The 25,350-nt window shown below is 55.1% G+C and carries 24 protein-coding genes; 11 read left to right on the top strand and 13 right to left on the bottom strand.

The annotated features are described in order from the left end of the window. Positions 1–57 precede the first annotated feature (57 nt). Complete coding sequence (locus tag H7U06_RS10560) at positions 58–1,848, top strand: acyl-CoA dehydrogenase (protein WP_175626147.1); 1,791 nt, start codon at positions 58–60, stop codon at positions 1,846–1,848. A 16-nt stretch (positions 1,849–1,864) separates the two neighbouring features. On the opposite strand, the gene H7U06_RS10565 is transcribed toward H7U06_RS10560, so the two are convergent. The 3 genes from H7U06_RS10565 to H7U06_RS10575 all read right to left on the bottom strand — a co-directional run bounded on the left by H7U06_RS10565 (position 1,865) and on the right by H7U06_RS10575 (position 4,266). Further along, positions 1,865–2,257, bottom strand: a complete 393-nt coding sequence (locus tag H7U06_RS10565) for a hypothetical protein (RefSeq protein WP_175626148.1) — start codon at positions 2,255–2,257, stop codon at positions 1,865–1,867. Then, a complete protein-coding gene (gene amt, locus H7U06_RS10570; RefSeq protein WP_175626149.1) occupies positions 2,254–3,711 on the bottom strand; it encodes an ammonium transporter in 1,458 nt (485 codons plus the stop codon). The genes H7U06_RS10565 and amt overlap by 4 nt, the downstream gene beginning before the upstream one ends. A 204-nt stretch (positions 3,712–3,915) precedes the next feature. Beyond that, positions 3,916–4,266: an NINE protein gene (locus tag H7U06_RS10575; RefSeq protein ID WP_175626150.1), complete on the bottom strand. Its 351-nt coding sequence runs from the start codon at positions 4,264–4,266 to the stop codon at positions 3,916–3,918. Positions 4,267–4,582: 316 nt separating this feature from the next. Between H7U06_RS10575 and rpsP the strand changes: the two genes are divergently transcribed. The 7 genes from rpsP to H7U06_RS10610 all read left to right on the top strand — a co-directional run bounded on the left by rpsP (position 4,583) and on the right by H7U06_RS10610 (position 11,664). After that, positions 4,583–4,834, top strand: a complete 252-nt coding sequence (gene rpsP / locus H7U06_RS10580) for a 30S ribosomal protein S16 (RefSeq protein WP_124574772.1) — start codon at positions 4,583–4,585, stop codon at positions 4,832–4,834. 27 nt (positions 4,835–4,861) lie between these two features. Continuing rightward, a complete protein-coding gene (gene rimM, locus H7U06_RS10585; RefSeq protein WP_175626151.1) occupies positions 4,862–5,401 on the top strand; it encodes a ribosome maturation factor RimM in 540 nt (179 codons plus the stop codon). A 26-nt stretch (positions 5,402–5,427) separates the two neighbouring features. Beyond that, entirely contained in the window at positions 5,428–6,174 is a 747-nt protein-coding gene (gene trmD, locus H7U06_RS10590) for a tRNA (guanosine(37)-N1)-methyltransferase TrmD (RefSeq protein ID WP_175626152.1), read from the top strand. Between the two features lie 108 nt (positions 6,175–6,282). Then, positions 6,283–6,666, top strand: a complete 384-nt coding sequence (gene rplS, locus H7U06_RS10595) for a 50S ribosomal protein L19 (RefSeq protein ID WP_124574775.1) — start codon at positions 6,283–6,285, stop codon at positions 6,664–6,666. A gap of 252 nt (positions 6,667–6,918) precedes the next feature. Continuing rightward, a complete protein-coding gene (locus H7U06_RS10600; protein ID WP_175626153.1) occupies positions 6,919–7,587 on the top strand; it encodes a CoA pyrophosphatase in 669 nt (222 codons plus the stop codon). Positions 7,588–7,707: 120 nt separating this feature from the next. Further along, positions 7,708–8,664, top strand: coding sequence for a CobD/CbiB family protein (locus tag H7U06_RS10605; RefSeq protein WP_175626154.1), 957 nt, complete (start codon positions 7,708–7,710; stop codon positions 8,662–8,664). A gap of 129 nt (positions 8,665–8,793) precedes the next feature. After that, entirely contained in the window at positions 8,794–11,664 is a 2,871-nt protein-coding gene (locus H7U06_RS10610; protein WP_175626155.1) for an EAL domain-containing protein, read from the top strand. A gap of 9 nt (positions 11,665–11,673) precedes the next feature. Here the strand turns inward: H7U06_RS10610 and H7U06_RS10615 are convergent, their stop codons facing one another. Together H7U06_RS10615 and H7U06_RS10620 are read right to left on the bottom strand one after the other, a co-directional pair. After that, positions 11,674–13,050: a glycosyltransferase family 2 protein gene (locus H7U06_RS10615; protein WP_175626156.1), complete on the bottom strand. Its 1,377-nt coding sequence runs from the start codon at positions 13,048–13,050 to the stop codon at positions 11,674–11,676. Next, entirely contained in the window at positions 13,047–14,096 is a 1,050-nt protein-coding gene (locus H7U06_RS10620) for a HEAT repeat domain-containing protein (RefSeq protein ID WP_254873218.1), read from the bottom strand. The genes H7U06_RS10615 and H7U06_RS10620 overlap by 4 nt, the downstream gene beginning before the upstream one ends. A 331-nt stretch (positions 14,097–14,427) precedes the next feature. On the opposite strand from H7U06_RS10620, the gene dacB reads away from it, so the two are divergent. Together dacB and ggt are read left to right on the top strand one after the other, a co-directional pair. Continuing rightward, positions 14,428–15,855 (top strand): D-alanyl-D-alanine carboxypeptidase/D-alanyl-D-alanine-endopeptidase, encoded by a 1,428-nt coding sequence (gene dacB / locus H7U06_RS10625; RefSeq protein ID WP_175626157.1) that lies wholly within the window; start codon positions 14,428–14,430, stop codon positions 15,853–15,855. Between the two features lie 435 nt (positions 15,856–16,290). Next, on the top strand, positions 16,291–17,892 hold the full coding sequence (gene ggt / locus H7U06_RS10630; RefSeq protein WP_217703471.1) for a gamma-glutamyltransferase: 1,602 nt from the start codon (positions 16,291–16,293) through the stop codon (positions 17,890–17,892). Positions 17,893–17,959: 67 nt separating this feature from the next. Here the strand turns inward: ggt and H7U06_RS10635 are convergent, their stop codons facing one another. Genes H7U06_RS10635 through H7U06_RS10650 form a run of 4 tightly spaced genes read right to left on the bottom strand, consistent with a single transcriptional unit; the run spans position 17,960 to position 20,860 of the window. Further along, on the bottom strand, positions 17,960–18,460 hold the full coding sequence (locus H7U06_RS10635; RefSeq protein WP_175626158.1) for a TPM domain-containing protein: 501 nt from the start codon (positions 18,458–18,460) through the stop codon (positions 17,960–17,962). Continuing rightward, positions 18,460–19,305 (bottom strand): YgcG family protein, encoded by an 846-nt coding sequence (locus tag H7U06_RS10640; protein ID WP_175626159.1) that lies wholly within the window; start codon positions 19,303–19,305, stop codon positions 18,460–18,462. Before H7U06_RS10640 ends, H7U06_RS10635 begins: the two co-directional genes overlap by 1 nt. Positions 19,306–19,318: 13 nt before the next feature. Further along, entirely contained in the window at positions 19,319–19,915 is a 597-nt protein-coding gene (locus H7U06_RS10645) for a LemA family protein (RefSeq protein ID WP_175626160.1), read from the bottom strand. Positions 19,916–19,969: 54 nt separating this feature from the next. Further along, entirely contained in the window at positions 19,970–20,860 is an 891-nt protein-coding gene (locus H7U06_RS10650) for a DMT family transporter (RefSeq protein WP_175626161.1), read from the bottom strand. 59 nt (positions 20,861–20,919) lie between these two features. Here H7U06_RS10650 and pyrF point away from each other — a divergent pair, with 59 nt between their 5' ends. Next, complete coding sequence (gene pyrF / locus H7U06_RS10655) at positions 20,920–21,735, top strand: orotidine-5'-phosphate decarboxylase (protein ID WP_175626831.1); 816 nt, start codon at positions 20,920–20,922, stop codon at positions 21,733–21,735. A gap of 5 nt (positions 21,736–21,740) precedes the next feature. On the opposite strand, the gene H7U06_RS10660 is transcribed toward pyrF, so the two are convergent. From H7U06_RS10660 to H7U06_RS10675, 4 genes are all read right to left on the bottom strand, one after another. After that, positions 21,741–22,235 carry a CinA family protein gene (locus H7U06_RS10660; protein WP_175626162.1) on the bottom strand — a complete coding sequence of 165 codons (495 nt, stop codon included), beginning with the start codon at positions 22,233–22,235 and terminating at the stop codon, positions 21,741–21,743. Between the two features lie 14 nt (positions 22,236–22,249). Then, positions 22,250–22,774 (bottom strand): phosphatidylglycerophosphatase A, encoded by a 525-nt coding sequence (locus H7U06_RS10665; RefSeq protein ID WP_175626163.1) that lies wholly within the window; start codon positions 22,772–22,774, stop codon positions 22,250–22,252. Beyond that, positions 22,771–23,739 carry a thiamine-phosphate kinase gene (gene thiL, locus H7U06_RS10670; RefSeq protein ID WP_175626164.1) on the bottom strand — a complete coding sequence of 323 codons (969 nt, stop codon included), beginning with the start codon at positions 23,737–23,739 and terminating at the stop codon, positions 22,771–22,773. Before thiL ends, H7U06_RS10665 begins: the two co-directional genes overlap by 4 nt. Before the next feature lie 120 nt (positions 23,740–23,859). Then, entirely contained in the window at positions 23,860–25,065 is a 1,206-nt protein-coding gene (locus H7U06_RS10675; RefSeq protein WP_175626165.1) for an FAD-dependent oxidoreductase, read from the bottom strand. Positions 25,066–25,350: the final 285 nt, after the last annotated feature.

Below are 25,350 nucleotides of genomic sequence, written 5' to 3' on the forward strand. Positions count from 1 at the left end.
TTTTCTGGCACACTGCAAGAGCTGAACGTCCTGCCCATTTTCTTTTAGGAGTCTTGCATGAGTTACGTTGCCCCCTTGAAAGACATGTTGTTCGTGATGAACGAACTGGCCGATCTGGCTGCGATCAATGCCTTGCCCGGCTGTGAAGATGCGACACCGGAAACAGTGGAAGCGGTACTGGAAGAAAATGCACGCTTTTGTGGTGAAGTCATCGCGCCACTGAACCAGGCTGGTGACCGGCATCCGAGTGAGTGGAAAGACGGCAAGGTCACTACCACGCCGGGTTTCAAGGAAGCGTTCAAGGCCTATGCTGAAGCTGGCTGGCAAGGTGTGCAGCATCCAACAGATTTTGGTGGCCAGGGTTTGCCCAAGCTGGTGGCGACACCGTGCATGGAAATGCTGAACTCGGCCAGCCTCTCGTTTGCGCTTTGTCCCTTGCTGACCGACGGTGCAATCGAAGCATTGATGACCGCAGGCTCGGATCAGCAAAAAGAAAAATTCCTTCCTAACTTCATCGCTGGTAAGTGGACCGGCACCATGAACCTGACCGAGCCGCAGGCCGGTTCCGATCTGGCGCTGGTGCGTTCGCGTGCAGTGCCGCAGGGCGATGGTACATACAAAATTTCCGGCACCAAGATTTTCATCACTTACGGCGAACACGATATGGCGGAGAACATCATCCACCTGGTGTTGGCCCGTACGCCGGATGCACCGGAAGGGGTGAAAGGTATTTCGCTGTTTCTGGTGCCTAAATTCCTGGTGAATGAAGATGGCTCGCTCGGTGAGCGCAATGATGCGTTCTGCGTTTCCATCGAACACAAGCTTGGCATCAAGGCGAGCCCGACTGCGGTATTGCAGTTTGGTGATCATGGTGGTGCGATCGGTACGTTGATCGGGCAAGAGAATCGCGGGCTGGAAACCATGTTCATCATGATGAATGCGGCACGCTTCGCAGTTGGTATACAAGGTATCAGCGTGGCGGAGCGGGCATATCAAAAAGCCGTCGCCTATGCGAAAGATCGCGTGCAGTCGAAAGACCTGGAGGGTTCGGCGACCGCGGTCTCCATCATCCATCAGCCAGATGTGCGGCGCATGCTGATGTCGATGAAGGCGCAGATAGAAGGAGCGCGTGCACTGGCTTATGTCGGTGCGGCCGCCTTCGATATCGCACATCATCATCCGGATGAAAAAGTGCGCAATGCACAGCAGGCTTTCTACGAATTCCTGGTGCCGGTGATCAAGGGCTGGTCTACCGAGATGTCGATTGATGTGGCGTCGACTGGTTTGCAAATCCACGGTGGCATGGGCTTCATCGAAGAAACAGGTGCTGCGCAGTACTATCGCGATGCGCGCATTCTGACGATTTATGAAGGCACGACAGCGATCCAGGCAAATGATCTGGTTGGTCGTAAAACCGTGCGAGATGGCGGTGCGGTGGCGCGCGGTATCATCGCTGCCGTGCGTGCGACCGAAGCAGAATTGGCCAAGTCGACCGCACCGGATTTGAAAGCGATAGGCGTACATCTGGCTGAGGCATCGACGGCGCTGGAAGAGGTCGTCGCCTATGTCGTCGCGAATATTCAGTCCGATATCAAGGGTGTGTTCGCTGGTAGCGTGCCTTACCTCAAACTCGCAGGCATTGTGCTCTGCGGCTGGCAGATGGGGCGTGCCGCCCTGATTGCGCAGGCGAAGCTGGATGCGGGCAGTGGTGATGCGAAGTTTTATCAGGCCAAGATTGCGACGGCGCGTTTCTTCGCTGATTACTTCCTGTCGCAGGCGGTCGCTTATCGCAGTGCCATCGTCAGCGGCAGTGCGGGTGTGCTGGCGCTGGATGAAGCGCAGTTCTGAGTTTACGTAGTCTGTTTCAGCGCAAGCGTCCTATATAGCCACGATCAACCGGGTCACCGGTTTCCGGCGCGGCGCTCGATGGAGCAGGTGCGGGCGCCGCAGCTGGTGCCGCCGGTGCAGCGGTGGGTTCCTGCAGTCGCGTCAACAAGGGTTGACGCGGTTCGGTGCGCACAAACAATCCTTCAGTACCAAAAAAAACTTCCTGCAATTTTTGCCCCAACTCCTGCACCTCTTCGCTGGTGGAGAGCGATGCCATCTTCAACAGATAGCGGCAGTAGCCCGGATCGATGCGCATGTATTCGATATCGATCACGCGGCCGCTTTGCCGTCTCAGGTTCACGTGCAGCCTGCCCATTAATGCAAACGCATGGGTTTCCAGCTCTGCACGTGAGTGGTGTTCTTCGGTCATAGTACGTGCTCGCCGTGTTGTTCCAGATCCAGGCCTTCGATTTCTGCTTCCGGTGTGACGCGCAAGCCGACCAGTGCGCTGACGATGCCGAGGATGAGGGCGGTCATGACAGCCGAGTAGACCACGGTGACGATCACACCGAAGGCTTGATTGCCGAAGCTGCTGCTTGCACCACCTATGCTTTCGACTGCGAACACACCTGTCAACAACGCGCCGACTATGCCGCCGACGGCATGGACGCCGAACACATCCAGTGAGTCGTCATAACCGAGTTTGGATTTGAGTGTGGTTGCGCCCCAGTAGCAGGCGAGGCCAGCGGCGGCGCCTATCACCAGCGCACCGCTGACACCGACGAAACCGGAAGCCGGTGTGATTGCCACCAGGCCGGATACTGCACCGGAGACCAGGCCGAGTACCGACGGTTTGCCGCGACGCAGCCATTCGATGATCATCCATGACAGCGCGCCGACCGCTGTTGCGATTTGTGTCGCCAGCATCGCCATACCTGCGCGGCCATCAGCTGCCACCGCCGAGCCTGCATTGAAGCCGAACCAGCCCACCCACAGCATGCAGGCACCGATCACGGTCAGCACCAGATTGTGTGGCGGCATAGGTTCCTTGCCGAAGCCCAGGCGCGGTCCGATGATGATGGCGGCAACCAGGCCGGAGACCCCGGCATTGATGTGAACCACGGTGCCGCCAGCGAAGTCGAGTACGCCGCGCATTGCCAGCCAGCCTCCCGGTTCCCATACCCAGTGTGCGACCGGTGCGTAGACAAAGATGGACCACAGCGTGATGAAGATCAGCAGGGCGGAGAATTTCATGCGTTCAGCGAAGGCACCAGTGATCAGCGCCGGGGTGATGATGGCAAAGGTCATCTGGAACATGATGAAGACGCTTTCAGGTATCGTCGGCGCGATTTCGCTGACGCTGAGCTTGCCGGTTTCCTTGACGAATTCCATGCCGCTGAGCAGTACCCGGTCCAGTCCTCCTATATACGGAGAGCCGGGCGTGAAGGCGAGGCTGTAACCGATGACGACCCAGATCACGGTGATCAGGCAGGTGACGGCAAAGCTATGCGCCATCGTCGCCAGTACATTCTTCTTGCGCACCATACCGGCATAGAACAAGGCCAGGCCGGGGATGGTCATGAATAGCACCAGCGCTGTTGACGCCAGTAACCAGGCGGTATCGCCCGCGCTGATCTTGCTGGCGTCGACTACAGTGGGTTTGGTGAGTGGCGCTTCTGTGACCGGTTCCGGCGTTGCCGTTTCGGTCTGCTCATTAATCATCGGCATGGTCAACGGCGCAGCCTGCGTTTCGGCAGTCGGTGTTGTGTTTTCCGGTGCCGGGGTTTGCGCGTGAGCGTTGCTGAAGACGAAGGCAGAAACGAGGATGGTCAACGCCATCTTGATGGATGTGGCGGATGCGAAGGACGCAGTACGCATAATCATGAAACTCCCTGAGGACTGATTGAGCCATGTGGCGATGCCACGGCAAGTTTCATAAAAGCACTATGTGTGCCATGCGAATTATCAGTTTGAGGGAGGGAAAAGCGGGCAGTCAGTGCGGCTGATAGCGGTTACGCGCACTGACGCAGGTCATGCGGAGGACGGCTTGCACTGCGCTGGGGCGATGGCAAGCCGGTGGGATGAGGCTCAGCCGAAAGCGCCGCCGGTCAGGTAGAGGTCGAAGCCGCGCGCGATGGTGGCGATCAGGGCAGTGGAGCCGAGCGCAAAGGTGAGTACCACCAGCACGATGACGGCCCAGCCGGAGTTGGAAGTCTGGCCGGAGTCGGCATTGTGTTGCGCATCCCATTTCTCATCCGGGGTCAGGCCGATGACCAGCGCGCCGATAAAACCGGCAAATACCGACAGCGGCGGGAAGGCTAGGTGCGCCCAGGCCCAGAAATCTTTCTTGCCGTACAAATAAAAGCGATGCAGGCCGAGCCAGCCAAATAAGGCGGCTAATAGGGTGCTTAGGGTTTTGTTTTTGTGCGAATTTGGCATATTCCTGCTATTTTTTCGGTGAAAAGGCTGATTTTTATATAAAAAACAGCTTTTTTGATTAAAAAACGTGTGAAAATGCGTGCAAACTCCGGTTTTTAATCAAAATTAAATCAAATACCATCTGTCTGACCCGGTTTTTACCTATTGTACGGGCAGATGGACTACGCGCCGCAAAAGCTTTTCCATAGTGGAATAGTCTGATTGCCCGATTTGCCACACCGATATTGCTGATCTCAATGAATGAGGTTGCAGGTGCTGTGCTACCTGGGCTATAATTTGCGGCTTTTTCCGTGTTCAGACACTTTTTGGAAATATTATGGTCGTCATTCGTTTAGCTCGTGGTGGTGCAAAAAAGCGCCCTTTCTTTAACATTGTTGCTACAGATTCGCGCAATCGCCGCGATGGTCGCTTCATCGAACGCATCGGTTTCTACAACCCGGTAGCTTCCGGCGCTGAAGAAAGCGTCCGCATTGTGCAAGACCGTCTGGCCTACTGGCAAGGCGTGGGCGCACAACTGTCGCCTACAGTAGCTCGCCTGGTTAGCCAAGTCGGCAAAAAAGCCGCTTAAGTTTTGTCGAATCAAACGGCATCGGGAATGAAAGTTCCTGAAGATTTGGTGCTGGTTGGTTACATCTCCGGTGCGTATGGATTGAATGGCTGGGTAAGGGTCAGACCCTATTCGGCCGATGCTGATGCATTGTTAACTGCCAAGACATGGTGGCTGGATAAGCCTGAATTCCATGACGTGGAAATGATGCAGTCCAAGATGCATACCGGTGATGTAGTCGCAAAGTTGATGGGTGTGGCAGGGCGAGATGCTGCGGAGGCGCTGAAAGGTGCAACCGTGCAGATTCCGCGTAGTCATTTCCCCGCTCTGTCGGATAATGAGTTCTATTGGGTCGACCTGATCGGCCTGGAAGTCGAGAACCTGCAGGGCGAACACTTGGGTCAGGTCAGCGACATGATGGACAACGGTGCGCATCCTATTTTGCGCGTTGCTGTGCCTCAGTCGGCTGAAACCACTGATCCCAAGGCTGCGTCGCAAGAGTTGCTGATCCCGTTCGTTGAGCAGTTCGTCATCACGGTCGATCGAACAGCAAAGAAAATTACAGTGGACTGGGGACTGGATTACTAGTCCGTACTAAGTAAGGAGTGGGCGAGATGCAATTTGATGTCGTCACACTATTCCCTGAAATGTTCACAGCGATAACGCAGTCGGGTATTACGCGACGCGCGTTTGAGCAAAAGAAATGTGCATTGTCTTTGTGGAATCCACGCGATTTCACCAGCGATAAGCATCGTACCGTCGATGACCGTCCCTATGGTGGTGGTCCTGGCATGGTGATGATGATTAAGCCGCTGGAGGCAGCCGTACAGGCAGCCAAGGCAAGGCAGACAGAACAAGGTTTGGCTGCACCCCGCGTTGTGTATTTGTCGCCGCAAGGCAAGGCATTGACCCATGAACGCGTGATGCAGCTGACGACAGAGCCGGGTCTGGTTTTGTTGTGCGGACGTTATGAAGCAGTAGACCAGCGCTTTCTGGATAGCTGCGTCGATGAAGAAATCAGCCTCGGCGATTTCGTCCTGTCAGGCGGTGAAATTCCGGCGATGGCATTGATGGATGCAGTGATCCGGCAGTTGCCCGGGGTCTTGCATGATGATGCATCGGCAGTTGAAGACAGCTTCGTTAATGGCTTGCTCGATTGTCCGCATTACACGCGACCTGAAGTCTATGAAGGCGCAGCGGTACCGGCAGTGTTGATGGGTGGCCATCATGTCGAGATCGAAAAATGGCGTCGCGAGCGTGCGCTGGAAGCAACCGCAAGGAAGCGCCCGGATCTGATCGTCAAGGCGCGTGAAGCAGGATTGCTGACACGTGTCGATGAAAAGTTTTTGAGCAGTTTGTAGTTTGTTGTATCGAGCGGGGCGCATTAACAGCCCTGCAATGTGTAACCCCATCCTCTACCGGGCAAATATATACGTGGCGCCGGCACGATGGTTTTTGGAGTAATAAAAATGGATCTGATCCAAACATTAGAGCAAGAAGAAATTGCTCGCCTGGCAAAAAACATCCCTGACTTCGCCCCTGGCGATACAGTGGTCGTCAACGTCAACGTAGTTGAAGGCACACGTAAACGTGCTCAGGCTTACGAAGGTGTTGTTATCTCCCGTCGTAACCGTGGCCTGAACTCGAACTTCATCGTTCGTAAAATCTCGTCCGGTGAAGGCGTCGAACGTACGTTCCAGCTGTATTCCCCGCTGATCGCATCGATCGAAGTCAAACGTCGCGGTGATGTACGTCGTGCAAAACTGTACTACTTGCGCGAACGTTCGGGCAAATCGGCACGTATCAAAGAAAAACTGCCACAACGTCGCGCTGCAGCAAAAGCGGCGGAGTAATTGCCAATATCGGATACGTCCGGGCAATACTTGCGGTAGCAACAAAAAAGACACCTTCGGGTGTCTTTTTTGTTTTCCGGAGGCATTTTTTGATTGTTAAATCTGGTGCTGAAGCGATGACAGGTTTAACATCAGTTAATCCGATGCAAGTCCGCACTTGCGTCTTGCATCAGGCACAGGCCGTTTAGATATCGCTGCTTCATTCGATCCGGATGGAGCGCACATAGATTAACTTTGTATTAGGAAGTTGAATTGGCCAGACTGCATTTTGATCCGGAATTATTGCCGGTAGATTCGCTCGGCGGCGAAGAGGCCGTTGCTCTTGACCGCTTGCGGGATGAAGCGTTGCGCGCGCGGTTTTCCAACCCGCCAGCGTGGTCGCCGGAAATTACTGTGGAGCGCCTGGTACGCCCCATGAGCGGCCCGCTGACCGAGGCCGCAGTCTTGCTGCCCATCGTGCTGCGGGAAGAGAATGGTCCGACCATCCTGTTCACCCAGCGTGCTGCGCACCTGAATGATCATGCCGGGCAGATCAGTTTTCCCGGCGGTCGCATGGAAAGCTATGACGAATCGGCGATAGCAACCGCATTGCGTGAAACTGAAGAAGAGGTCGGCATCAGCCGCAGCCATATCGACGTGATCGGGACCCTGCCTGAATACCATACCGGTACTGGCTTCCGTGTCACACCGGTGGTCGCTATCGTTAAGCCGCCGTTCGAAGTAAAGGCCGATCCGTTCGAGGTAGCCGAGGTGTTTGAAGTACCGCTGGCCTTCCTGATGGATGGCATGCACCATCAGCGCCGCACTGCAGAATTCGTCACCGGGAATCGTACATTTTATGTGATGCCGTATGAGCGCTTCTTTATCTGGGGAGCTACGGCGGGCATGTTGCGCAATCTATTTCATTTCCTCCGGGCGTAAGTCGTTTACGCGTGTGGATTACCGAGTTTGGCTGTAACGCAAATTATTATGTTTCGCTTTATTTGATTCTCGCGAAGTGCTGCGTTATCGTATGGGTTGACTGACTATTAAGGCGCTTTAATGACATTTTTCTCCATCTTCTTTGCGCTATTGATCGAGCAATTAAAACCGTTGCGGGCCGATAATCCGGTCTACGCCGGGGCGCGAGCACTGGCTGCTAAGCTGGAAGGGTCGTTTAATGCCGGTCAGGCGCATCACGGACGCCTGGCATGGGCGCTGATGATCGCTGCGTTCTGCGTACCGGTAGCGTTGTTATATTGGATCAGCGTCAAACTCGGTCCACTGGCCGCATTGATAGTGAATGTGGGTGTAGTTTATCTGACACTGGGTTTCCGTCATTACAGCCATTTCTTCACCTCTATCCAGCTGGCGCTCAACAACGGCGATGAAGCAACCGCCCGTTCGCTGCTGGCGGAATGGACCAAGCGTGATACCGCTGGTATGGATGTCAGCGAAATCTCACGTATTGCAGTCGAGACTGCATTGGTGACCACACACCGCAATGTGTTCGGTGTGTTCTTCTGGATTTTGACCCCGCTGGGTCCGGTCGGTGCTGTGATGTACCGCGTGGCTGAATACTTGGCACGTATCTGGAATGAGCCGAAGATGGCTGAGCGCGAAGAGTTTGGTCGCTTCGCATCACAAGCGTTCTACTGGATAGACTGGATCCCGGCACGCCTGACGGCGGCTGCCTTTGCCGTGGTCGGCAACTTCGAGGATGCGATTTACGCCTGGCGTAATTTTGCCGGTCGCTGGCAGGATGAAGCTATCGGCATCATCTTGTCCGCCGGTGGTGGTGCGATGGGCATACGCCTGGGTGCACCTGTAGAAACCGTGGCTGAGGTGATCCCTGCAGACGCGGCGATGGTGGATTCGATCAATATCGAGACCGAAGCACCAGTCGGCGAAGAAGCGTCCAGCCGCGCACTGCAAAGCACTGTGGGCCTGGTATGGCGTGCATTGCTCTTGTGGATGCTGCTGGTTCTGTTGTTATCTATTGCGAAGTGGTTGGGTTAACAAGCGCCACATACATAAAAAGCGCGCTATGCAGCGCGTTTTTTTATGTATGAACACATTTTCTTGGCATCGGTCGATTACTGATCTCGATGCCGGTTTTAAAAAATACTGCATAGGGAATTTTTATTGATGCGTCATCGCGCAGCTTTTTCTGTGTCTTTTTCCGCGTTGTTGACGCTTGCCATCGGTTTGTTGATTAGTGCGTTGTTGTTTGCTTCGGTGCGTCGCCTGGAGCACGACAAGGTCGATATCGATTTCCAGCAGCAAGCCAAAGTGCGGGTCGCAGCGGTGCAGGATGGACTGGATAGTTCCATGCGCGTGCTGACGGACATCAATCAATTGTTCAAGACCTTCGGCGTCGTCAGCCGCGAAGAATTCAAAACCTTTGCCCAGCCTTTGCTGGCGCGCAATCCTTATATCCAGGGCTTTGCCTACCATCGCTATCTGCCACATCATGAGCGTGCCGCTTATGAAGCAGAGATGCGCAAGCTCATACCAAATTTCACGATTACCGAAATGGTGAATGGCAAAGCGGTGACGGCACCGGAGCGCCCGCGTTATCGCGTGGTGGATTACATCGTACCTATGGCTGGGAACGAAGCCGCGCTAGGTTTCGATGCCGATTCCTATCACTTCCAGACCGCAGCGATGCAACGTGCAGTGGATACCGGCCAGCCGTCGGCTACCGGATTGTTGCACCTGATACAGGAACGTGGTGCACAGCGTGGCTTCATCGTCCTGATGCCGGTTTATAAGGAAGGTGCCGTGCTATCGGATATCACATCACGCCGTGCGGCTGTGATTGGTGATACGGCAGCGGTATTCCGCAGCACCGACCTGATCTCGCGTGCGCTGGATGTCGACGACTTGTTGCTGACTTCGCATATAGATATGGATGTCGAAGTCAGTGTCTATGCCAGTGCCGAACATGACGAGGCGAGTCTGGTGTTTGGCAAGGGTGTGGAGCCGGGTGCGCGTCATACCACTTTTGGTTTGCCTGCATGGTTGTTTTACGATCAGCCGGAAGCTTATCGGCATGCCTTTGATGTTGCTGGCAAGACCTGGAGCATGGTGGTATCGACTCCACCTATTCTGTTCCTGAAAAGCAGCAGCAGCGCCTTGTGGGCGTTCTTGGTTGGCTTGTTGTTGACGGTAATATCTGCGATCTACCTGCAACTGATAGTCGATCGCTCACGTCGCATCCAGTTACTGGTAGACGACCGGACCGCGCAGTTGCGCACGGTGAATGATGACCTGATCGCAGATATCGCGGCGCGCAAACATGCAGAGCATGAATTGCAATTGCGCGAACGTGCGATCGAAGCCAGTGCAAATGCCATCATCATTGCACGTGCCACGGCACCGGATTATCCGCTGGAATACGTCAACCCGGCTTTCACCCGGATTACTGGTTACTCGCCGGAAGAAGCACTGGGTCGCAATATCGGTTTCCTGTGGGGCAAGGATTGGGAGCAGCCAGGTATAGAGGAACTGCGTTCTATCGCGCTGGAGAAGCGTGAAGGACATGCGGTGCTGCGCAATTATCGTAAGGATGGTGCCTTGTTCTGGAGTGATTTGTATATCGCCCCGGTCAAGGACGATACCGGTGAAGTCAGTCACTTCGTGGTTGCCCTGTACGACATTACTGCAACCAAGCGTTATGAATCGGAGCTGGAGTTCCAGACCAATCGTGATGCGCTGACCGGTCTGGCCAATCGCAGTTTGCTGCGCGACCGCCTGAGCCAGGCTATCTCCTATGCGCATCGCTACAATCATCCGATCTGGATTGCTTTCGTCGATCTGGATCGCTTCAAGTTCGTCAACGACACGCTAGGCCATCAGGCTGGCGATATCCTGCTGAAAGCTATCGCCGAACGTCTGCAAGGCGCAGTGCGCGATACCGATACCGTGTCGCGCATGGGTGGTGATGAATTCGTGCTGATCCTGCCAGAGCGCGCGGATGCCGGTTTGTCGACCGGTATCGTGCAACGCATTATGGATGGCATCGCAAAGCCGCTGACCATAGAAGGACATGAATTCTTTATCAGCAGCAGTATCGGTGTTGCGGTTTATCCGAACGATGGCGTGACGCCTGAGGAGCTGATCAAACATGCCGATATCGCGATGTATCGCGCCAAGGAAACCGGCCGCAATAACTTCCAGTTCTATACCTCGGCGATGAACGAACGCGCGCTGGAGCGTTTGCGTCTGGAAGGTGATTTGCGCAATGCATTGGAACGCGGCGAGTTTGTCCTGCATTACCAGCCACAGCTGGATTTGCACAACGGGAAAATTGTCGGCGTCGAAGCACTGATACGCTGGCAGCATCCGGAGCTGGGCATGATCCCGCCGGTGCGCTTTATCGGCCTGGCGGAAGAGACAGGTTTGATTGTGCCTATCGGTGCCTGGGTGATACGCGAAGCATGTCGTCAAAATAAACTGTGGCAGGAACGCGGCCTGGGTTCCCTGCGTATGTCGGTCAATCTGTCGGCACGTCAGTTTGCACAGCAGGATTTGCTGGAGTCGATTGCGCAGGCATTGGCAGAGACGCAGCTGCCGCCGCAGTGCCTGGAAATTGAATTGACTGAAAGCCTGGTTATGGCCGACGTGGATCATGCGATAGGTATCTTGCGTGAGTTGAAGGCGCTGGGTGTGCAGCTGTCGATTGATGACTTTGGCACGGGTTATTCCAGCCTGTCCTACCTCAAGCGTTTCCCTATCGATGTATTGAAAATCGATCGCTCCTTCGTCAACGACATCACGACGGATCCGGATGATGCTGCGATCGTTGCTTCCATCATTTCGCTGGCGCATAGTTTGCGCCTGACTGTAATTGCGGAGGGCGTGGAAACTGAAGAGCAACTCGCTTACCTGCAACAACATGGCTGCGACCAGATACAGGGTTATTTCTTTAGCCGTCCTATCACTGCCGATGCCCTGGAAGTCATGTTGAGAGACGACAGGCGTTTACAGGTTGATACGCGCGGGTCGCTGATCTGATCAGCTGGATTAATTGATACGTTTGGGGGCGATGTATTCAGGCAGCTCGCCTGGTTTCCGATGTGCGTACCAAGAGATCAATCCCATGCTGCGCCAGAGACTGTTGAGCTGGCGGTAGCCGAAGTTGCTGATGATGGCGACCAGTATCAAGGTGCAGAGATCACCGGTTTTTGGATAAAGGTGGAAGGCCATTTCTTCCAGCAGTAAGCCAGAAGCAGATAACAAGATACCCAGCGCGATCATGACGGACAGGAAGGCCAGGCATGCTGGCCACGATATGACGCCAACAGCCAGGCCGCCCAGTACGAATACATAAGCCAGGCATTCCAGTAGCGGTCCCGCTACTTCAAACAGCAAGAGAAATGGAAACGCGAGATGCCCGGCACTGCCGCTGCGTCTGGCGAACAACAAGCCCATATTCTGCGCCAGGCTGTCGGCTACGCCTTGCTGGCTGCGTACGCAATCATTCTTTAACGCAGAAAAATGATCCGGCATCTGTTGCCAGCAAATCGGATCAGCGATGAAGCGTATGCGATAGGCTTGCTGCCGGTCCCGCATGACTCTGTGCATGCGCGTGATCAATTCCATACCCGCGATGCGCGCACCACGGCTATACGCACCGGCTGCAATGACCGCTTCCTTGCGCAGCAACATCATGCCGGCAGGTGCGATCAGCATGCCATTCAGCATGGACCAGCCCAAAGACGCATACAGCTGGTTGCGCAAGCTATCAACGATCTTGAACAATGCCGCCCAGCGCGTCGGCAAGCCCGCACCCGGCGATGCAGCGCGCGCTGCGGCGACGCTGGCGATCACATGATGATCATTGAGGAAAGGCGTCGCCAGGTATTGCAGGCTTTCTCGCAGTACTTGCGTCTCGACATCCAGACTACAAAACAATGGATAGCGTGATGCATTGATCCCTGCATTCAGGGCATCTGCGGTGCCGCCATATTCCTTGTCGATGACACGCAGGTGCGGATAGCGACTGGAGCGATAGATGCATTTCACCGTCTGTGTTTTCAGTTGTACCCGATAGGCTTCCGGAAATGGATGCAGGTCGAAGGCTGCGATTAACGCCTCCAGGCTACCATCCTGTACACCGTCGTTGATAACAATGACTTCAAACTTGCTGTAGTCCAGATGCAGCAGTGCTTGTGTCGCCTGCACGATGGTGTCTGCATGTTTGTGTGCGGGCAGCAAGACGCTGATCGGTGGTTCCAGCTCGGAATGCAGATAGGGCAGGTCAGTCAGTATTTTGCTCTGCTCGGCATCGTGCATGCGTACGACCGCCAGAATATTCAGCAGGAAATAGCCGAGATGGTAGATCACGAAGTAGGCGAAGATAGCCCAGGCTATGCCATATGCGAGTGCGGACAGGCTCATAAGGTTTGTCTTTCTGCAATGGCCTGGCTCAGCATGTCACGTGCAAAACGGTCGGACAGATTGTTTCTCAATAATTCAATTTCGGTCATGCTCAGGAAGGGAATGCCGACCAGCGATTGTGCTGCGCGATAGCGTACCCACCATTCGGCATCGGCTAACAGCGGTATCAGGCGATTTACGTCCGGGTGTTCACCTATGCGTCCTATGACTTTCGCGGCTTGTCCGCGTACGCGCCAGTCCGGGTGTTGCAGATGCGGACGTATGTACGGCAGCAGGCTGGCATCATTGGCGATGCGTAGCGCGGCAATGATGATGTCGGTGTCATTGTCCTTATCCAGCAGCTTCAGGATGGCGGCATGCGACAAAGGCAGTTGCAGTGCCTCGATCAGGCGCAAGGCGCGGACCAGATGTGCGGCGCGTATTTCATCGGCTGCTTCCAGCAAGGGCAGCATGAAGGCCGCGTGCGCCGGTTGCAGGATGCCTGCAATGTGCGCGATCGCCCAGTCATTACGTGCCAGCATCAGCGGCGTCAGTTGTTGTGCGGCAGCGGCCGCATCGATTTGCACCAGCGCCTGGAAGGCATGGATGGAAGTGGCATTGTCGGCAGCCATGGTTTGCAGCACCAGCGCATCCCACGATGCATGGTCGCGCAGATGACCGAGGGTTAATGTCGCGAGCAGGCACTCGACACGCTTGCCGCGTGTGAGGAAGCGGCGCGAGTAGCGATCGGCACCGACCGAGTAGGCGATGGCGATCAGGTTCTCTGCAGCTTCATTGCTGCTGGCGCTGCGTATCAACTGATTCCACAACTTCAGGAAATAAATGCGTTCGTGTCGCGCCACCATGGGCAGTACTGTGGCGACAGATGATTGCAAGGAGCTGAGTAGCAGCGGACGCCAGCTTGCGAGGAAAGAACGCTCGGCTTGCGTGCGTCGCCGGAGTGAGAAGCGCAGATACGCCAGCAACAGGATCAGCAGCAGGCTTAAAGCGATAGCGCCTATGCCTATCCAGGCAGCAAACAGCGGATGGGAAAGAAGGTCGGGCACTAGCTGGCAGCTTTACAAGTTGGTGCCTTCGACATCAGGCAGGTAGCGGCAACTGGTGTTGCTTGCATCGAATGCGTGGCAAAAAGAGTCATGCTCATATCGGCCTCATGTTGCATTTAGGAATTTTATTATTGTAATGCCGATTGCTGTGACTGCATGCTGCGTGGCAACATTCAAATGTAGGGATGAACGCGCGTCATCAGATCCGACTCTTTTGCACAACAGTTGATGTCTACGCGACAAGTACATGAGTGCCTCATGTGTATGGAACTGTGCGTGTAGGTATCTGTCTGGCATGTAATAATCACGAGCTCACCTCACACTCCAGACTATGCGAATTACATCACGCCTGCCACTTGCCCTTACCCTGATTTTTTCCTTTGCTGCTGCGCCGCTGGCCTCTTACGCCGCGCAGGGCTTGCCTCCCGTCGTGAATGATGCACTGAAGCGCAGCGCGATACCGCAGAGCGCAGTAGGTACTTACGTGCAGGAAGTGTCCGGGCAGGCGCCATGGATAGCGGTGAATGAAACAGCTGGCTTCAATCCGGCCTCGACCATGAAGCTGGTGACCAGCGATGCAGCGCTCGAATTGCTGGGGCCGACTTTCAACTGGAAGACGCAAGCCTATATGACCGGCACGCTGAACGGCGATGTGCTGGATGGCGACCTGATTATCAAGGGTAGCGGTGACCCCAAACTGGTGACTGAGAATTTCTGGCAATTCCTGCGCAAGATACGCGCATCCGGCATACGCGAGATACGCGGCAACCTGATCCTCGATCGCAGCATCTTTGAAGAGATGCCATATGACGCCGCGCAGTTCGATGGCGATCCATTAAAGCCATACAACGCAGGGCCGGATGCGCTGCTGTTGAATTACAAAGTATTTGCTTTTCACTTCCTGCCGAATCCGGCGCGTAACCAGGTCGATATCAGTGTCGATCCGCCGGTCGCTACCTATCCGGTGATGGCACCTGCTTTGACGAATGGTCCATGCGTCGACTGGCAGGGCAAGCTGATGCCGACCATGGGGCGGGTCAGTACGAATTTCGCGGGTAGCTATTCTGCTGCTTGTGGTGAAAAGACCTGGTATCTGCATCCTTACCTGATGAGCCATAGCGAATATTTTGGCGTGGTGTTCCGTCAGCTGTGGACGGATGTCGGCGGCGTCTTCAACGGTGCGGTGAACAATGGTCAGGTACCGCCAGCGGCGCGTCTGGTGACCGAGTGGCAGTCAACCAGCTTGCCGGAAGTGATACGCGACATTAACAAGTACAGCAATAACGTGATGGCGCGCCAACTGCTGTTGACGGTGGCGGCCGATGTGCTGAAAGTACCGGCCTCGCCGGAACGTGGGGCGCGCGTGGTCAAGACCTGGCTGGCGAACAAGGGCATGGATACCTCGCAAGTCGTGATCGAAAACGGTTCGGGTTTGTCGCGTACCGAACGTATTCCGGTTGGTGTGATGGGACGCATGCTGGTCAGTACTTTCCAGTCACCAACCATGCCTGAATTTATGTCGTCGCTGCCCTTGGTCGGCTATGACGGCACCATGCGCAAGCGCCTGACCAAGCAGACGGTAGCAGGGCGTGCGCATATCAAGACCGGTACCCTGAACGATGTGCGTGCGATCGCTGGTTATGTGCTGGCGGCATCCGGCAAACGCTATGCCGTGGTGTGCATCATCAATCATCCGAACGCAGCGAACGGACAGGCCGCGCATGATGCCTTGCTGCAGTGGATATACGAAAACGGCTGATGCCGCATCGTTAAACCAGTCATCAAAAAGGGCACCTCATCAGGTGCCCTTTTTATTTTTTGTCGCTGGAACGGGGCTGCCTTCAGCGGTGTTTCGCCCGTCGAAAATTGCCGCTCGGCAATCATCAAAAAATATTTAACAGTTGTCAAAAATCCTCTTCCCAAATTTTATATTTTGATGATATCGTCTGAACCGAATCTGACATGTCACAAATGTGCCAGATTTAGTTTTGATAATAAAAAAATAATTTTTGGCTATACAAGCCTATGCTAAGGAGAAGACACTATGAGCAAAATCCCATTGCCGTTCCGTTCTGCACGCCTGGCCGGTGCCATTATGCTGGGCCTGGCGACCACCAGTGCAGGCGCATTCGACATCACCGGTAAATACTGCGACACACCTTCACGTTGTGTGAATCCTGCCACTACCCAGGGCATGGTCACCACGTCCAATTATCTGGCGACACAGGCAGGCCTCAAGGTCTTGCGCGATGGCGGTAATGCCATCGATGCGGCGATTGCGGCTGCTGCGACGCTGGCTGTGGTCTATCCGCAGATGACCACGATAGGCGGCGATAACTTCTGGCTGATCCATAACGCCAAGACCGGCGAAATGCGCGCATTGAATGCGAGTGGTCGCGCTGGTGAAAAAGCTACTATCGATTTCTACAAACAAAAAGGCCTGAGCAAGATTCCGGCACGCGGTTATCTGGCCGCTAATACGGTTCCTGGGGTGATATCAGGCTGGGATGAGGCTTACCGTTACGGCAAGCAAAGCATGGGCAGCAAACTGAACTGGTCGCAACTGATGGATAGCGCGATCGGCTATGCGCAAGATGGCTTCGCAGTCACACCGTCGCTGACCAAATGGGCGCAGATCAACGTCAATCCGGCTGACCAGGAATTCCGCAATCTGCAACGCTTCGCAGGCTTCAAGAAAACCTATCTGAAAGCGGATGGCAGTGTGTATCAGGTCGGCGAAGTGCTGAAGCAGCCAGAGCTGGCCGCTACCTTGCGCATGATCGCAAAGGATGGTGCGAAAGCGTTCTACCAAGGTCCTATCGCCAAGAAAATCGTGGATGAACTGCAGCGCAATGATGGCTTGCTGACGCTGAAGGACTTCGCTAGCCACAAGGCGAATTGGGTCACACCTTTGAAAGTGCCATACCGCGATACGGTGGCATACAACCTGCCGCCGAACACACAAGGCATGGCATCACTGGAAATCCTGAACGTCCTGAACAACTTCGACGTCAAGAAACTCGGTGAAGGCAGCGCCGATTACTACCACCTGATCATCGAAGCGACCAAGGAAGCATTTGCTGATCGCGACCGGTATTTGACCGATCCTGAATTCATGAAGATCCCGCTCGACTTCCTGCTGTCCAAACAGCATGGTATCGATCAGGCCAAACGTATCCAGATGGCTAGCGCTGCGACCGCAGTCAAGCCACTTGATCCTAAGGGCGATACGATCTGGCTCGGCGTAGTCGACAAGGATGGCAATGCGGTGTCACTGATCCAAAGCGTGTATCACGACTTTGGTTCGGGCATCGTGCCTGAAGGTACAGGCGTGCTATTGCAAAACCGCGGCAGCTTCTTCTCGCTGGATAAACAGCACATCAATCATCTGGAACCAGGCAAGCGTACTTTCCACACCCTGAATCCCGCGATGTTGCTGAAAGATGGCAAGCCATTGCTGGTGTACGGCACCATGGGCGGTGAAGGTCAGCCTCAGACCCAGGCAGCGATCGTCACCCGCATCGTCGACTTCGGTATGACACCACAAGATGCGATCAACGGCCCACGCTGGTTGCATGGCCGCACCTGGGGCGCTGTTTCGAATGATCTGAAGATAGAAGGTCGTACCCCATTGGCAGTGACCGATGAGTTGAAGAAACGCGGCCATCCTATCAATGTGGTGGAAGACTACACCGACACCATGGGACATGCGGGTGCGATCTGGATCGATCCGGCTACCAAAGTGCGCTACGGTGCGACTGACCCACGCGGCGATGGTGTAGCTGCAGGTTATTAATCAGGTAGTGACGCAATAAAAAACCGACCGTTTAAAAGCGGTCGGTTTTTTTATGCCTGCGTAAAAATCAAAGCAGTATGGGTTTGTTCGATAACTGATTTGCTTGCGCGCCGTTTTCAGGGAAGTGTTCTTGCAGCGCTGCGTTCAGTTGCTGTATCCCGGCGATGACGCTGTCATGGTATTCGCCCCTGGCAAAACCGCTGGTCATGGTTTTACAGACCGCATGCCAGTGATGCTGCGGAATCACACGTGAGATGCCGCGGTCAGCCACGATCTCTACCTGATGATCGGCGAGGTCTATGTAGATCAGAATGCCTGAGTTTTCTTCGGTATCCCAGATGCGGTATTGCGAAAACAATTCATGTGCGCGTTCGCGCGAACTGATGCCCGCCACAATGGCAGAAAACTCCAGTGAAGGTTCGACGATCAGGCGTATCTCGGCACGATGTACGGTTTCGCCAGACGCGATCGCTTTCTGTATGGCGGTCAATGTCGCACAGGGGAAAGCTTTCTTGCCGCTGTAACGGGTAGTACTGAGGTGGCGCAGTGCGCGTGAAAATTTATTCATTACCAATTCCCCGAGGCGCCACCGCCATCAAAACCGCCGCCACCGCCCGAGAATCCACCACCGCCGCCAAAACCGCCGCCGCCACCACCAAAACCACCGAAGCCGCCACCAAAACCACCGAAGCCGCCACCAGAGCGACGCCCCAGTTCATTGCCGATCGCAGTGCCAAGGATGACGCCAGCCGAATTGCCCCAGTCGCCATTGCTGCTATGTGCACGCGGGCCGCGACCACCACGGCTGCGCGTCATCATGATGATGATCAGGATGGCAAAGAAGATGAACGGACCCCAGGTAAAGGCTTCATCCTGTGCCGTTGCCTGGCCGCGTTTCGCTGGTTCGGGAAAGGCTTCCTTGTCCAGCAAACTGGTAATGACGGAAACACCGGATGCCAGGCCGCCGTAGAAATCACCCTGACGGAAATGCGGTGCAATCACATCCTGCAAGACGCGTTTGGATTGCGCATCGGTCAGCACGCCTTGTACGCCGCGCCCGGTTTCTATGCGCAGGCGACCGGAAGCCGCCGAGTTGTCCTTGGCGACCAGCAAGAGCACGCCATCATCCACGCCTTTGCGTCCCAGCTTCCATGCATCGGCGACGCGTATGCTGTATTGCTCTATGCCTTCCGGCTCAGTGCTTTTCAGCAGCAGGATCGCGATCTGGTTACCGGTACGCGTTTCATACTCGGCCAGGACATTTTCCAGCGTAGCGCGCTGTTGGGCATTCAGCATGCCGGCCAGGTCGGTCACGCGCTCCTTGAGCGGCGGTACCGGTACCAGGTTCTGGGCACCGGCCAGTACGCAAAATAGTGCGAGCGTACAGGCCAGTAAGGTGCGCAGGATTTTCATGGACGCTCAGGTCTTACTTCTTGTCGAAATTCACAGCTGGCGGTGCAGAGATCGCCTTTTCATTCTCTACTGTGAATGACGGTTTGACCGGATAGCCAAATACTTTGGCAGTGATATTGGTCGGGAAGCTGCGTGCCAGGATGTTGTAATCCTGTACTGCAACGATGTAGCGCTGACGTGCCACCGTGATGCGGTTCTCGGTGCCTTCCAGCTGCGATTGCAGGTCACGGAATGCGGTATCGGCTTTCAGTTGCGGATAGTTTTCCGATACTGCCATCAGGCGTGACAGCGCGGACGACAACTCGCCTTGTACTTGCTGGAATTTGCTGAAGGCTTCCGGATTGTTCAGGACTTCCGGTGTGATCTGGAAGCTAGTGGCGGCAGCACGTGCCTTGGTCACGGCTTCAAAGGTTTCGCGTTCATGCGTCGCGTAGCCTTTGACGGTATTCACCAGGTTGGGGATCAGGTCGGCGCGGCGTTGGTATTGGTTGACGACTTCACCCCAGGCCGCTTTGACGGATTCGTCCTTGCTCTGGAAGTCGTTATAGCCGCAGGCGCTCAGGGTAGAGGCCAGCAGTGCGATAGCCATCCATTTAAATAATTTGGTCATTTGATTCCTCCTTGTATAGCTTACAAAAATCCGTTGGTAGTACTTGATGCCTGCTTATGTGATGCTCTTGCTGCGTGGTTTCAATAGTACCGTGCTCATCGCAGCCAGTATCAGCAACATGGCTGCATAATCCTGCCAGTGCGGTGTTTCCTGCAAGACCCACATGCCGGAGAACACGCCCAGCACCGGGATCAGCATCACCGACAGGCTGGATGCAATCGGCGGCAAGCTGCGCGCCAGCGAGAACCAGACTACCTGGCCAAAACCGAATACCAGTACCGCGTTATACGCAATTGCCAGGAATTCGCGCATATCAGGCATGCGCCATGCATCGTACTCGAGCACGGCGGAAATCACCGCCAGACACAGTGCTCCCAGCAAAATCATCCAGAAGGTCAGCGCGATGGACGCGATGCCCAGACGCGTGCGCTTCATCAATACGGTGCCAAAACCCCAGGACGCAGCGGCGATCAGCGCCAGTATGCTACCCATCGGTTGTCCGGCGATATTCACAAATTCACTGGATAGTAATAATAGCGCGCCGCTGAGTGCCAGTGCGATGCCACACCAGCCCGCGCGGGTGATGTTGTCGCGGAAAAATATCAGGCCGCACAGCACCGCCCAGATCGGCATCGTATAACCGAGGATGGCGGCACGACCGGACGACAGCATTTTGACGCCGACGATGATGCAGACATTCCACATGACCACATTAGGGAAGGTCAGCTTGAAAATGGTTCCCAGGTCGCCCTGGGGAATTTTTAAGGAAATGCCTTGCGAGCGTACCGCCAGCCAAAGAATCGGGATAGAGCCCAGCATGCACAGTGAACGGAAGGCGATAGGCGGGAAAAACTGTACGCCGATTTTCATGATGGGCCAGTTGATGCCCCAGCATACAGTCAGGAGAACCAGCAATAGCCAGTCTTTACGGGAAAGCGATGTCATGCCGGCACGATAACATGGCGCGTTACAATACGGATTGTTTGAAACAGAAAGATACCGCCGTGACCTTCATCGAAAAATTATCCGCCGTCTGGCAAAGCCAGAAAACCCAACTTTGCATAGGTTTGGACCCCGATTTGGCCAAATTTCCGGCCCATTTGCAGGGTAAACCTGATGCCATCCTGACATTTTGCAAAGAAATCATCGATGCAACCGCAGATACCGCCTGCGCCTTCAAGCCGCAAATTGCCTATTTTGCAGCCTTGCGTGCGGAAGACCAGCTGGAAGAGATCTGCAGCTACCTGCGTGAACGTTATCCGCATATCCCTATCGTGCTGGATGCCAAGCGTGGCGATATAGGTGCGACTGCCGAGCAATATGCGCGCGAAGCGTTTGATCGCTACGGTGCGGATGCGGTGACGGTGAACCCGTACATGGGCTTTGATTCGGTACAGCCTTACCTGGAGCGTCCGGATCGCGGCGTGATCGTGCTGTGCCGTACCTCGAATGCGGGTGGTTCCGATTTGCAGTTCCTGAATGTAGACGGCAAACCTTTGTATCAGCACGTCGCGCATCTGGTTGCAGATAAATGGAATACCAACGGTCAGTGCGCACTGGTGGTCGGTGCGACCTTCCCGAATGAGTTGGCGCAGGTGCGCTCGCTGGTCGGTGATATGCCTTTGCTGATTCCAGGCATCGGTGCGCAGGGTGGTGACATCAAGGCGACGGTGGAAGCCGGACGTACCGCGTATGGCACCGGCATGATGATTAATTCATCGCGTGCCATACTCTATGCGAAAGCTGATGAGACGTTTGCGCAGGCTGCGCGTCAGGTTGCGCTGGATACGCGTGACGCCATTAACCGTTACAGCGCTTAAGCTGTTTACTTGGCCGTATTTGTCGCGAGGAAATTGAGCAAGCCCTGCAAGGCATGCTCAACGCTTTGCTCACGTACCGCGTGGCGGTCACCACTGAATAGCATGTGATCGACATGCACTTCGTCACCCCAAGCCCAGCCAAAGCACACCATGCCGACCGGCTTGCCCGGAACGCCGCCACCCGGTCCGGCTATGCCGGTAGTGGAGAGTGCGATGGTGGCGCGGCTATTTGCGATCGCTCCCTGTGCCATCGCCTGCGCGGTTTCATTGCTGACTGCGCCATGACGTGCCAGTACTTCTTCCGGCACTTTCAGCATGGCGATCTTGGCTTCATTTGAATACGTCACGAAGCCGCATTCAAACCAATCCGATGAACCGGCAATTTCAGTAATTGCCTGTGCCACGCCGCCGCCGGTACACGACTCAGCGGTCGCCAGCATCAGTCCGCGTTCCTTCAAACGTTGCCCGACCTCGGTCGCCAGTTCTATCAGGTTTTGCATGCCAGTTCCTTGTCTCAGAAAGAGCGCCAGATGGCGAACACCAGCAGCGTGAAAAACGCCGCCACGATGTCGTCGAACATGACGCCGAAACCACCTTTGAAGCGCTTGTCGAAGTAAGCGATAGGCGGCGGTTTGACCATGTCAAAAAAACGGAAGCAGAGGAAGGCATAGAACTGCATCCACAAACTGGCAGGCGTAATAAAAAGTAGTACCAGCCAGAAAGCAATCACTTCATCCCACACCATGCTGCCGTGATCGGAGACGCCAAGGTCGCGGCCGGTTTTGGCGCATGCCCAGACGCCGACGATGAAGCCGCCTATGATCACCAGCCACCAGGTGGATGGCGTAAAGAACAGCGGCCAGCGTGCGCTCAATACATTGAACGAGAGCCAGCCGAATAAAGTGCCGAAGGTACCCGGCATGATTTTCGATAAGCCGCTGCCGAAGCCTTGCGCAATGATGTGGGCCGGATGCGCCAGCATGAAACTGGAATTGGATTTGACGGATTTGTTTACGATGCCGGGTTCGGATGCGTTCATGGGGAAGCGAAGTGGTCGAAGGATGTGATATTGATATCCAGTGGCCGACCAGCCTGGTCCAGCAGGCGCAAGCCGGGAGCAGCTTCTATGCTACCTATGCGGGTGACCACGGTATCGGCGGCCATTGCCGCGCCCAATACAGCTTCGCGTTTGGAGACTGGTGCTGTAAAGCACAATTCGTAGTCGTCGCCACCTGCCAGCGTAAAGCGGCGACGCATGTCCTGTGACTGCTTTTGCAGCATGGGACCTGCCGGTAGGTCATCGACGTGCAGGGTGGCACCGACGCCAGATTTTTTCAGGATATGGCCGAGGTCACCGATCAGGCCGTCGGAGACATCCAGTGCCGAGTGCGCAATGCCGCGCAGTGCCAGACCGAGCGCTACACGCGGTTGCGGTGTGTGCAGGCGACCTTCAGCTTTGGCCAGGACTTTCGCGTCCAGTTCGTATTCCTTGTACAACGCGCCGAGTGCCAGGCGCGCATCGCCAAGTGAACCGGAGACCCAGATATCGTCACCTGCCTGCGCGGTATCGCGGCGCAATGCTTCACCGGTCGGGGTTGTGCCAAATACGGTGATGCAAATGTTCAGCGGGCCTTTGGTGGTATCGCCGCCTATCAGTTCACAACCGTGTGCATCGGCCAGTTCAAACAAGCCACGTGAAAATTCAGCCAGCCATTTTTCTTCTGCGCTCGGCAGGGAGAAGGCGAGTGTGAAGGCAGTCGGCTCGGCTCCCATCGCGGCCAGGTCGGACAGATTCACCGCCAGTGACTTATGGCCCAGCTTGCGCGGATCGGCGCCAACAAAGAAATGACGTCCTTCCACCAGCATGTCGGAAGAGATGGCCATTTGCATGCCGTCTTGCTGCGCCAGCAAAGCGCAATCATCCCCTATGCCCAGCGTAGCTCGGTTTTTGGGGTGGCCAGGGCGCACGAAGTAGCGCGCAATGAGATCGAATTCGGACAACATGCTGTCATTGTACAGAATGCGGTGCGGCTCTTCGTATGGGAGTGCATTTGATAAGAAAAAACGCAGCTTCCGGTGACGGCAAGCTGCGCTTTTATGTGACCCGGCCTGTGGCCGCCGTGATTAGCTGGCGGCTGTCGGAGAGCGGGCAGGGTGACCGAGGCCAGCCAGCAATTCTTGCCGGATCGCATTGTCATGCGGCGATACGCCAAAACCAGCGAGTACACCGTTGGCATCGTAGAAGCGGCTGATGCAACGGCCGGTTTCGGTGGTTTCATCCTGCCAGCTTCCGTTCGCAACGATATGCGGTGCTGGCGGAATCAGTGCCAGTGGATAGCTAGGGGTCTTGATCAGCACTGGCGACGGCTTCAGGTCAATCACGGTCTTTTCACCTGTCAATGTTTTGGCGATGGCGCGACCGGCCGTCATGATAGGTGTGATGTAGGGCAGGGTATGGGTGCTGCCATCTGTCAACGAAGTGTATTCGGCGCAATCGCCCAGCGCGTAGATATCTGCTGCACTGGTCTGACCGTAGGTATCGATGATGATGCCGCGATTGGTCTTCAGCTGGGCTGCGTGCGCGAGGCGCAGGTCAGGGCGCAATCCGACTGCAGACAGTACGACATCGGCGGCTACCGTGTTGCCGTCGGCCAGCGATACTTGCAAATCATTGTCGCCATGAGCCACGCTTTCGGCGACGGTATTCAGGTGGAAGGTAACGCCACGGGCACCCAGTGCAGTTTGCAGTTTGGCGGACAAGGCTGGAGCCGCCAGTGCGGCCAGCGGACGCGCGCTAGGATCTACCAGAGTCACGCTGTGACCAGCACCTGCCAGGTCATCAGCAAATTCGCAGCCGATCAGGCCTGCGCCGAGGATGGTGACGCGCACTGGTTGGGCATTTTTCGGTGCATTGATATGCGCGCGGAATTTCGCATAGTCGTCGACGTGATTGACCGACAGTACCTGGTCGGCCGCTTCGCCCTTCAGGCCGAGGTGTATTGCTTGTGCGCCGTTGGCCAGTACCAGCTTTTCATATTCAAACACGCCAGCGTCAGTAGTGACTGTTTTGGCCGCGGCATCGATGGCGGTGACATGCGTGTTGGCCTGGATGGTCGCATTCAGCTGCTCGGCCATTTGCGTCGCGCTGTGCGTAATCATTTGTTCTGCTTGCTTGCCGTGGGCAAAGGCATTCGACAGCATAGGTTTGGAGTAGAAGCCGCCGCTGTCTGCCGTGATCATGATTAGGGGAGTGGTTTTATCCAGTTTGCGGAATTCGCGTGCAACGGTGTAACCAGCCAGTCCTGCTCCGATAATGATGATCGGTTTCATATTTATCCTTATGCCTAAAAAATGTAATGCGTGACAGTACTTGATATCGCGCGGATATCCAATTGCCGCAGTTTACTCAAAAGCCGGTTTTTAAGCTGCATTTAATTTGCAGCAATTAGCGACACCTTATTATTTGCCTTGAATCATGCATGCATTGCTTATTGTTATTAATTTTAAATATCATCTAAAATCCAAGATGTGCTGGCAATGTTCATTCATTTGCCGGCATTTTTAATTTTTTTGAGACTCAGTAGAAACCCGTAGAAAAACAAATTACCGTCTTCC

The organism is Herminiimonas sp. Marseille-P9896, assembly GCF_903993245.1.
In the GTDB taxonomy this organism is placed as follows: domain Bacteria; phylum Pseudomonadota; class Gammaproteobacteria; order Burkholderiales; family Burkholderiaceae_D; genus Oxalicibacterium; species Oxalicibacterium contaminans.

What these genes read in the sequence shown, in the direction of transcription:
- H7U06_RS10560 (WP_175626147.1), top strand. Translation starts at nt 58, where the DNA reads ATGAGTTACGTTGCCCCCTTGAAAGACATGTTGTTCGTGATGAACGAA.
- H7U06_RS10565 (WP_175626148.1), bottom strand. Translation starts at nt 2,257, where the DNA reads ATGACCGAAGAACACCACTCACGTGCAGAGCTGGAAACCCATGCGTTT.
- amt (WP_175626149.1), bottom strand. Translation starts at nt 3,711, where the DNA reads ATGATTATGCGTACTGCGTCCTTCGCATCCGCCACATCCATCAAGATG.
- H7U06_RS10575 (WP_175626150.1), bottom strand. Translation starts at nt 4,266, where the DNA reads ATGCCAAATTCGCACAAAAACAAAACCCTAAGCACCCTATTAGCCGCC.
- rpsP (WP_124574772.1), top strand. Translation starts at nt 4,583, where the DNA reads ATGGTCGTCATTCGTTTAGCTCGTGGTGGTGCAAAAAAGCGCCCTTTC.
- rimM (WP_175626151.1), top strand. Translation starts at nt 4,862, where the DNA reads ATGAAAGTTCCTGAAGATTTGGTGCTGGTTGGTTACATCTCCGGTGCG.
- trmD (WP_175626152.1), top strand. Translation starts at nt 5,428, where the DNA reads ATGCAATTTGATGTCGTCACACTATTCCCTGAAATGTTCACAGCGATA.
- rplS (WP_124574775.1), top strand. Translation starts at nt 6,283, where the DNA reads ATGGATCTGATCCAAACATTAGAGCAAGAAGAAATTGCTCGCCTGGCA.
- H7U06_RS10605 (WP_175626154.1), top strand. Translation starts at nt 7,708, where the DNA reads ATGACATTTTTCTCCATCTTCTTTGCGCTATTGATCGAGCAATTAAAA.
- H7U06_RS10610 (WP_175626155.1), top strand. Translation starts at nt 8,794, where the DNA reads ATGCGTCATCGCGCAGCTTTTTCTGTGTCTTTTTCCGCGTTGTTGACG.
- H7U06_RS10615 (WP_175626156.1), bottom strand. Translation starts at nt 13,050, where the DNA reads ATGAGCCTGTCCGCACTCGCATATGGCATAGCCTGGGCTATCTTCGCC.
- dacB (WP_175626157.1), top strand. Translation starts at nt 14,428, where the DNA reads ATGCGAATTACATCACGCCTGCCACTTGCCCTTACCCTGATTTTTTCC.
- ggt (WP_217703471.1), top strand. Translation starts at nt 16,291, where the DNA reads ATGGTCACCACGTCCAATTATCTGGCGACACAGGCAGGCCTCAAGGTC.
- H7U06_RS10635 (WP_175626158.1), bottom strand. Translation starts at nt 18,460, where the DNA reads ATGAATAAATTTTCACGCGCACTGCGCCACCTCAGTACTACCCGTTAC.
- H7U06_RS10640 (WP_175626159.1), bottom strand. Translation starts at nt 19,305, where the DNA reads ATGAAAATCCTGCGCACCTTACTGGCCTGTACGCTCGCACTATTTTGC.
- H7U06_RS10645 (WP_175626160.1), bottom strand. Translation starts at nt 19,915, where the DNA reads ATGACCAAATTATTTAAATGGATGGCTATCGCACTGCTGGCCTCTACC.
- H7U06_RS10650 (WP_175626161.1), bottom strand. Translation starts at nt 20,860, where the DNA reads ATGACATCGCTTTCCCGTAAAGACTGGCTATTGCTGGTTCTCCTGACT.
- H7U06_RS10660 (WP_175626162.1), bottom strand. Translation starts at nt 22,235, where the DNA reads ATGCAAAACCTGATAGAACTGGCGACCGAGGTCGGGCAACGTTTGAAG.
- H7U06_RS10665 (WP_175626163.1), bottom strand. Translation starts at nt 22,774, where the DNA reads ATGAACGCATCCGAACCCGGCATCGTAAACAAATCCGTCAAATCCAAT.
- thiL (WP_175626164.1), bottom strand. Translation starts at nt 23,739, where the DNA reads ATGTTGTCCGAATTCGATCTCATTGCGCGCTACTTCGTGCGCCCTGGC.
- H7U06_RS10675 (WP_175626165.1), bottom strand. Translation starts at nt 25,065, where the DNA reads ATGAAACCGATCATCATTATCGGAGCAGGACTGGCTGGTTACACCGTT.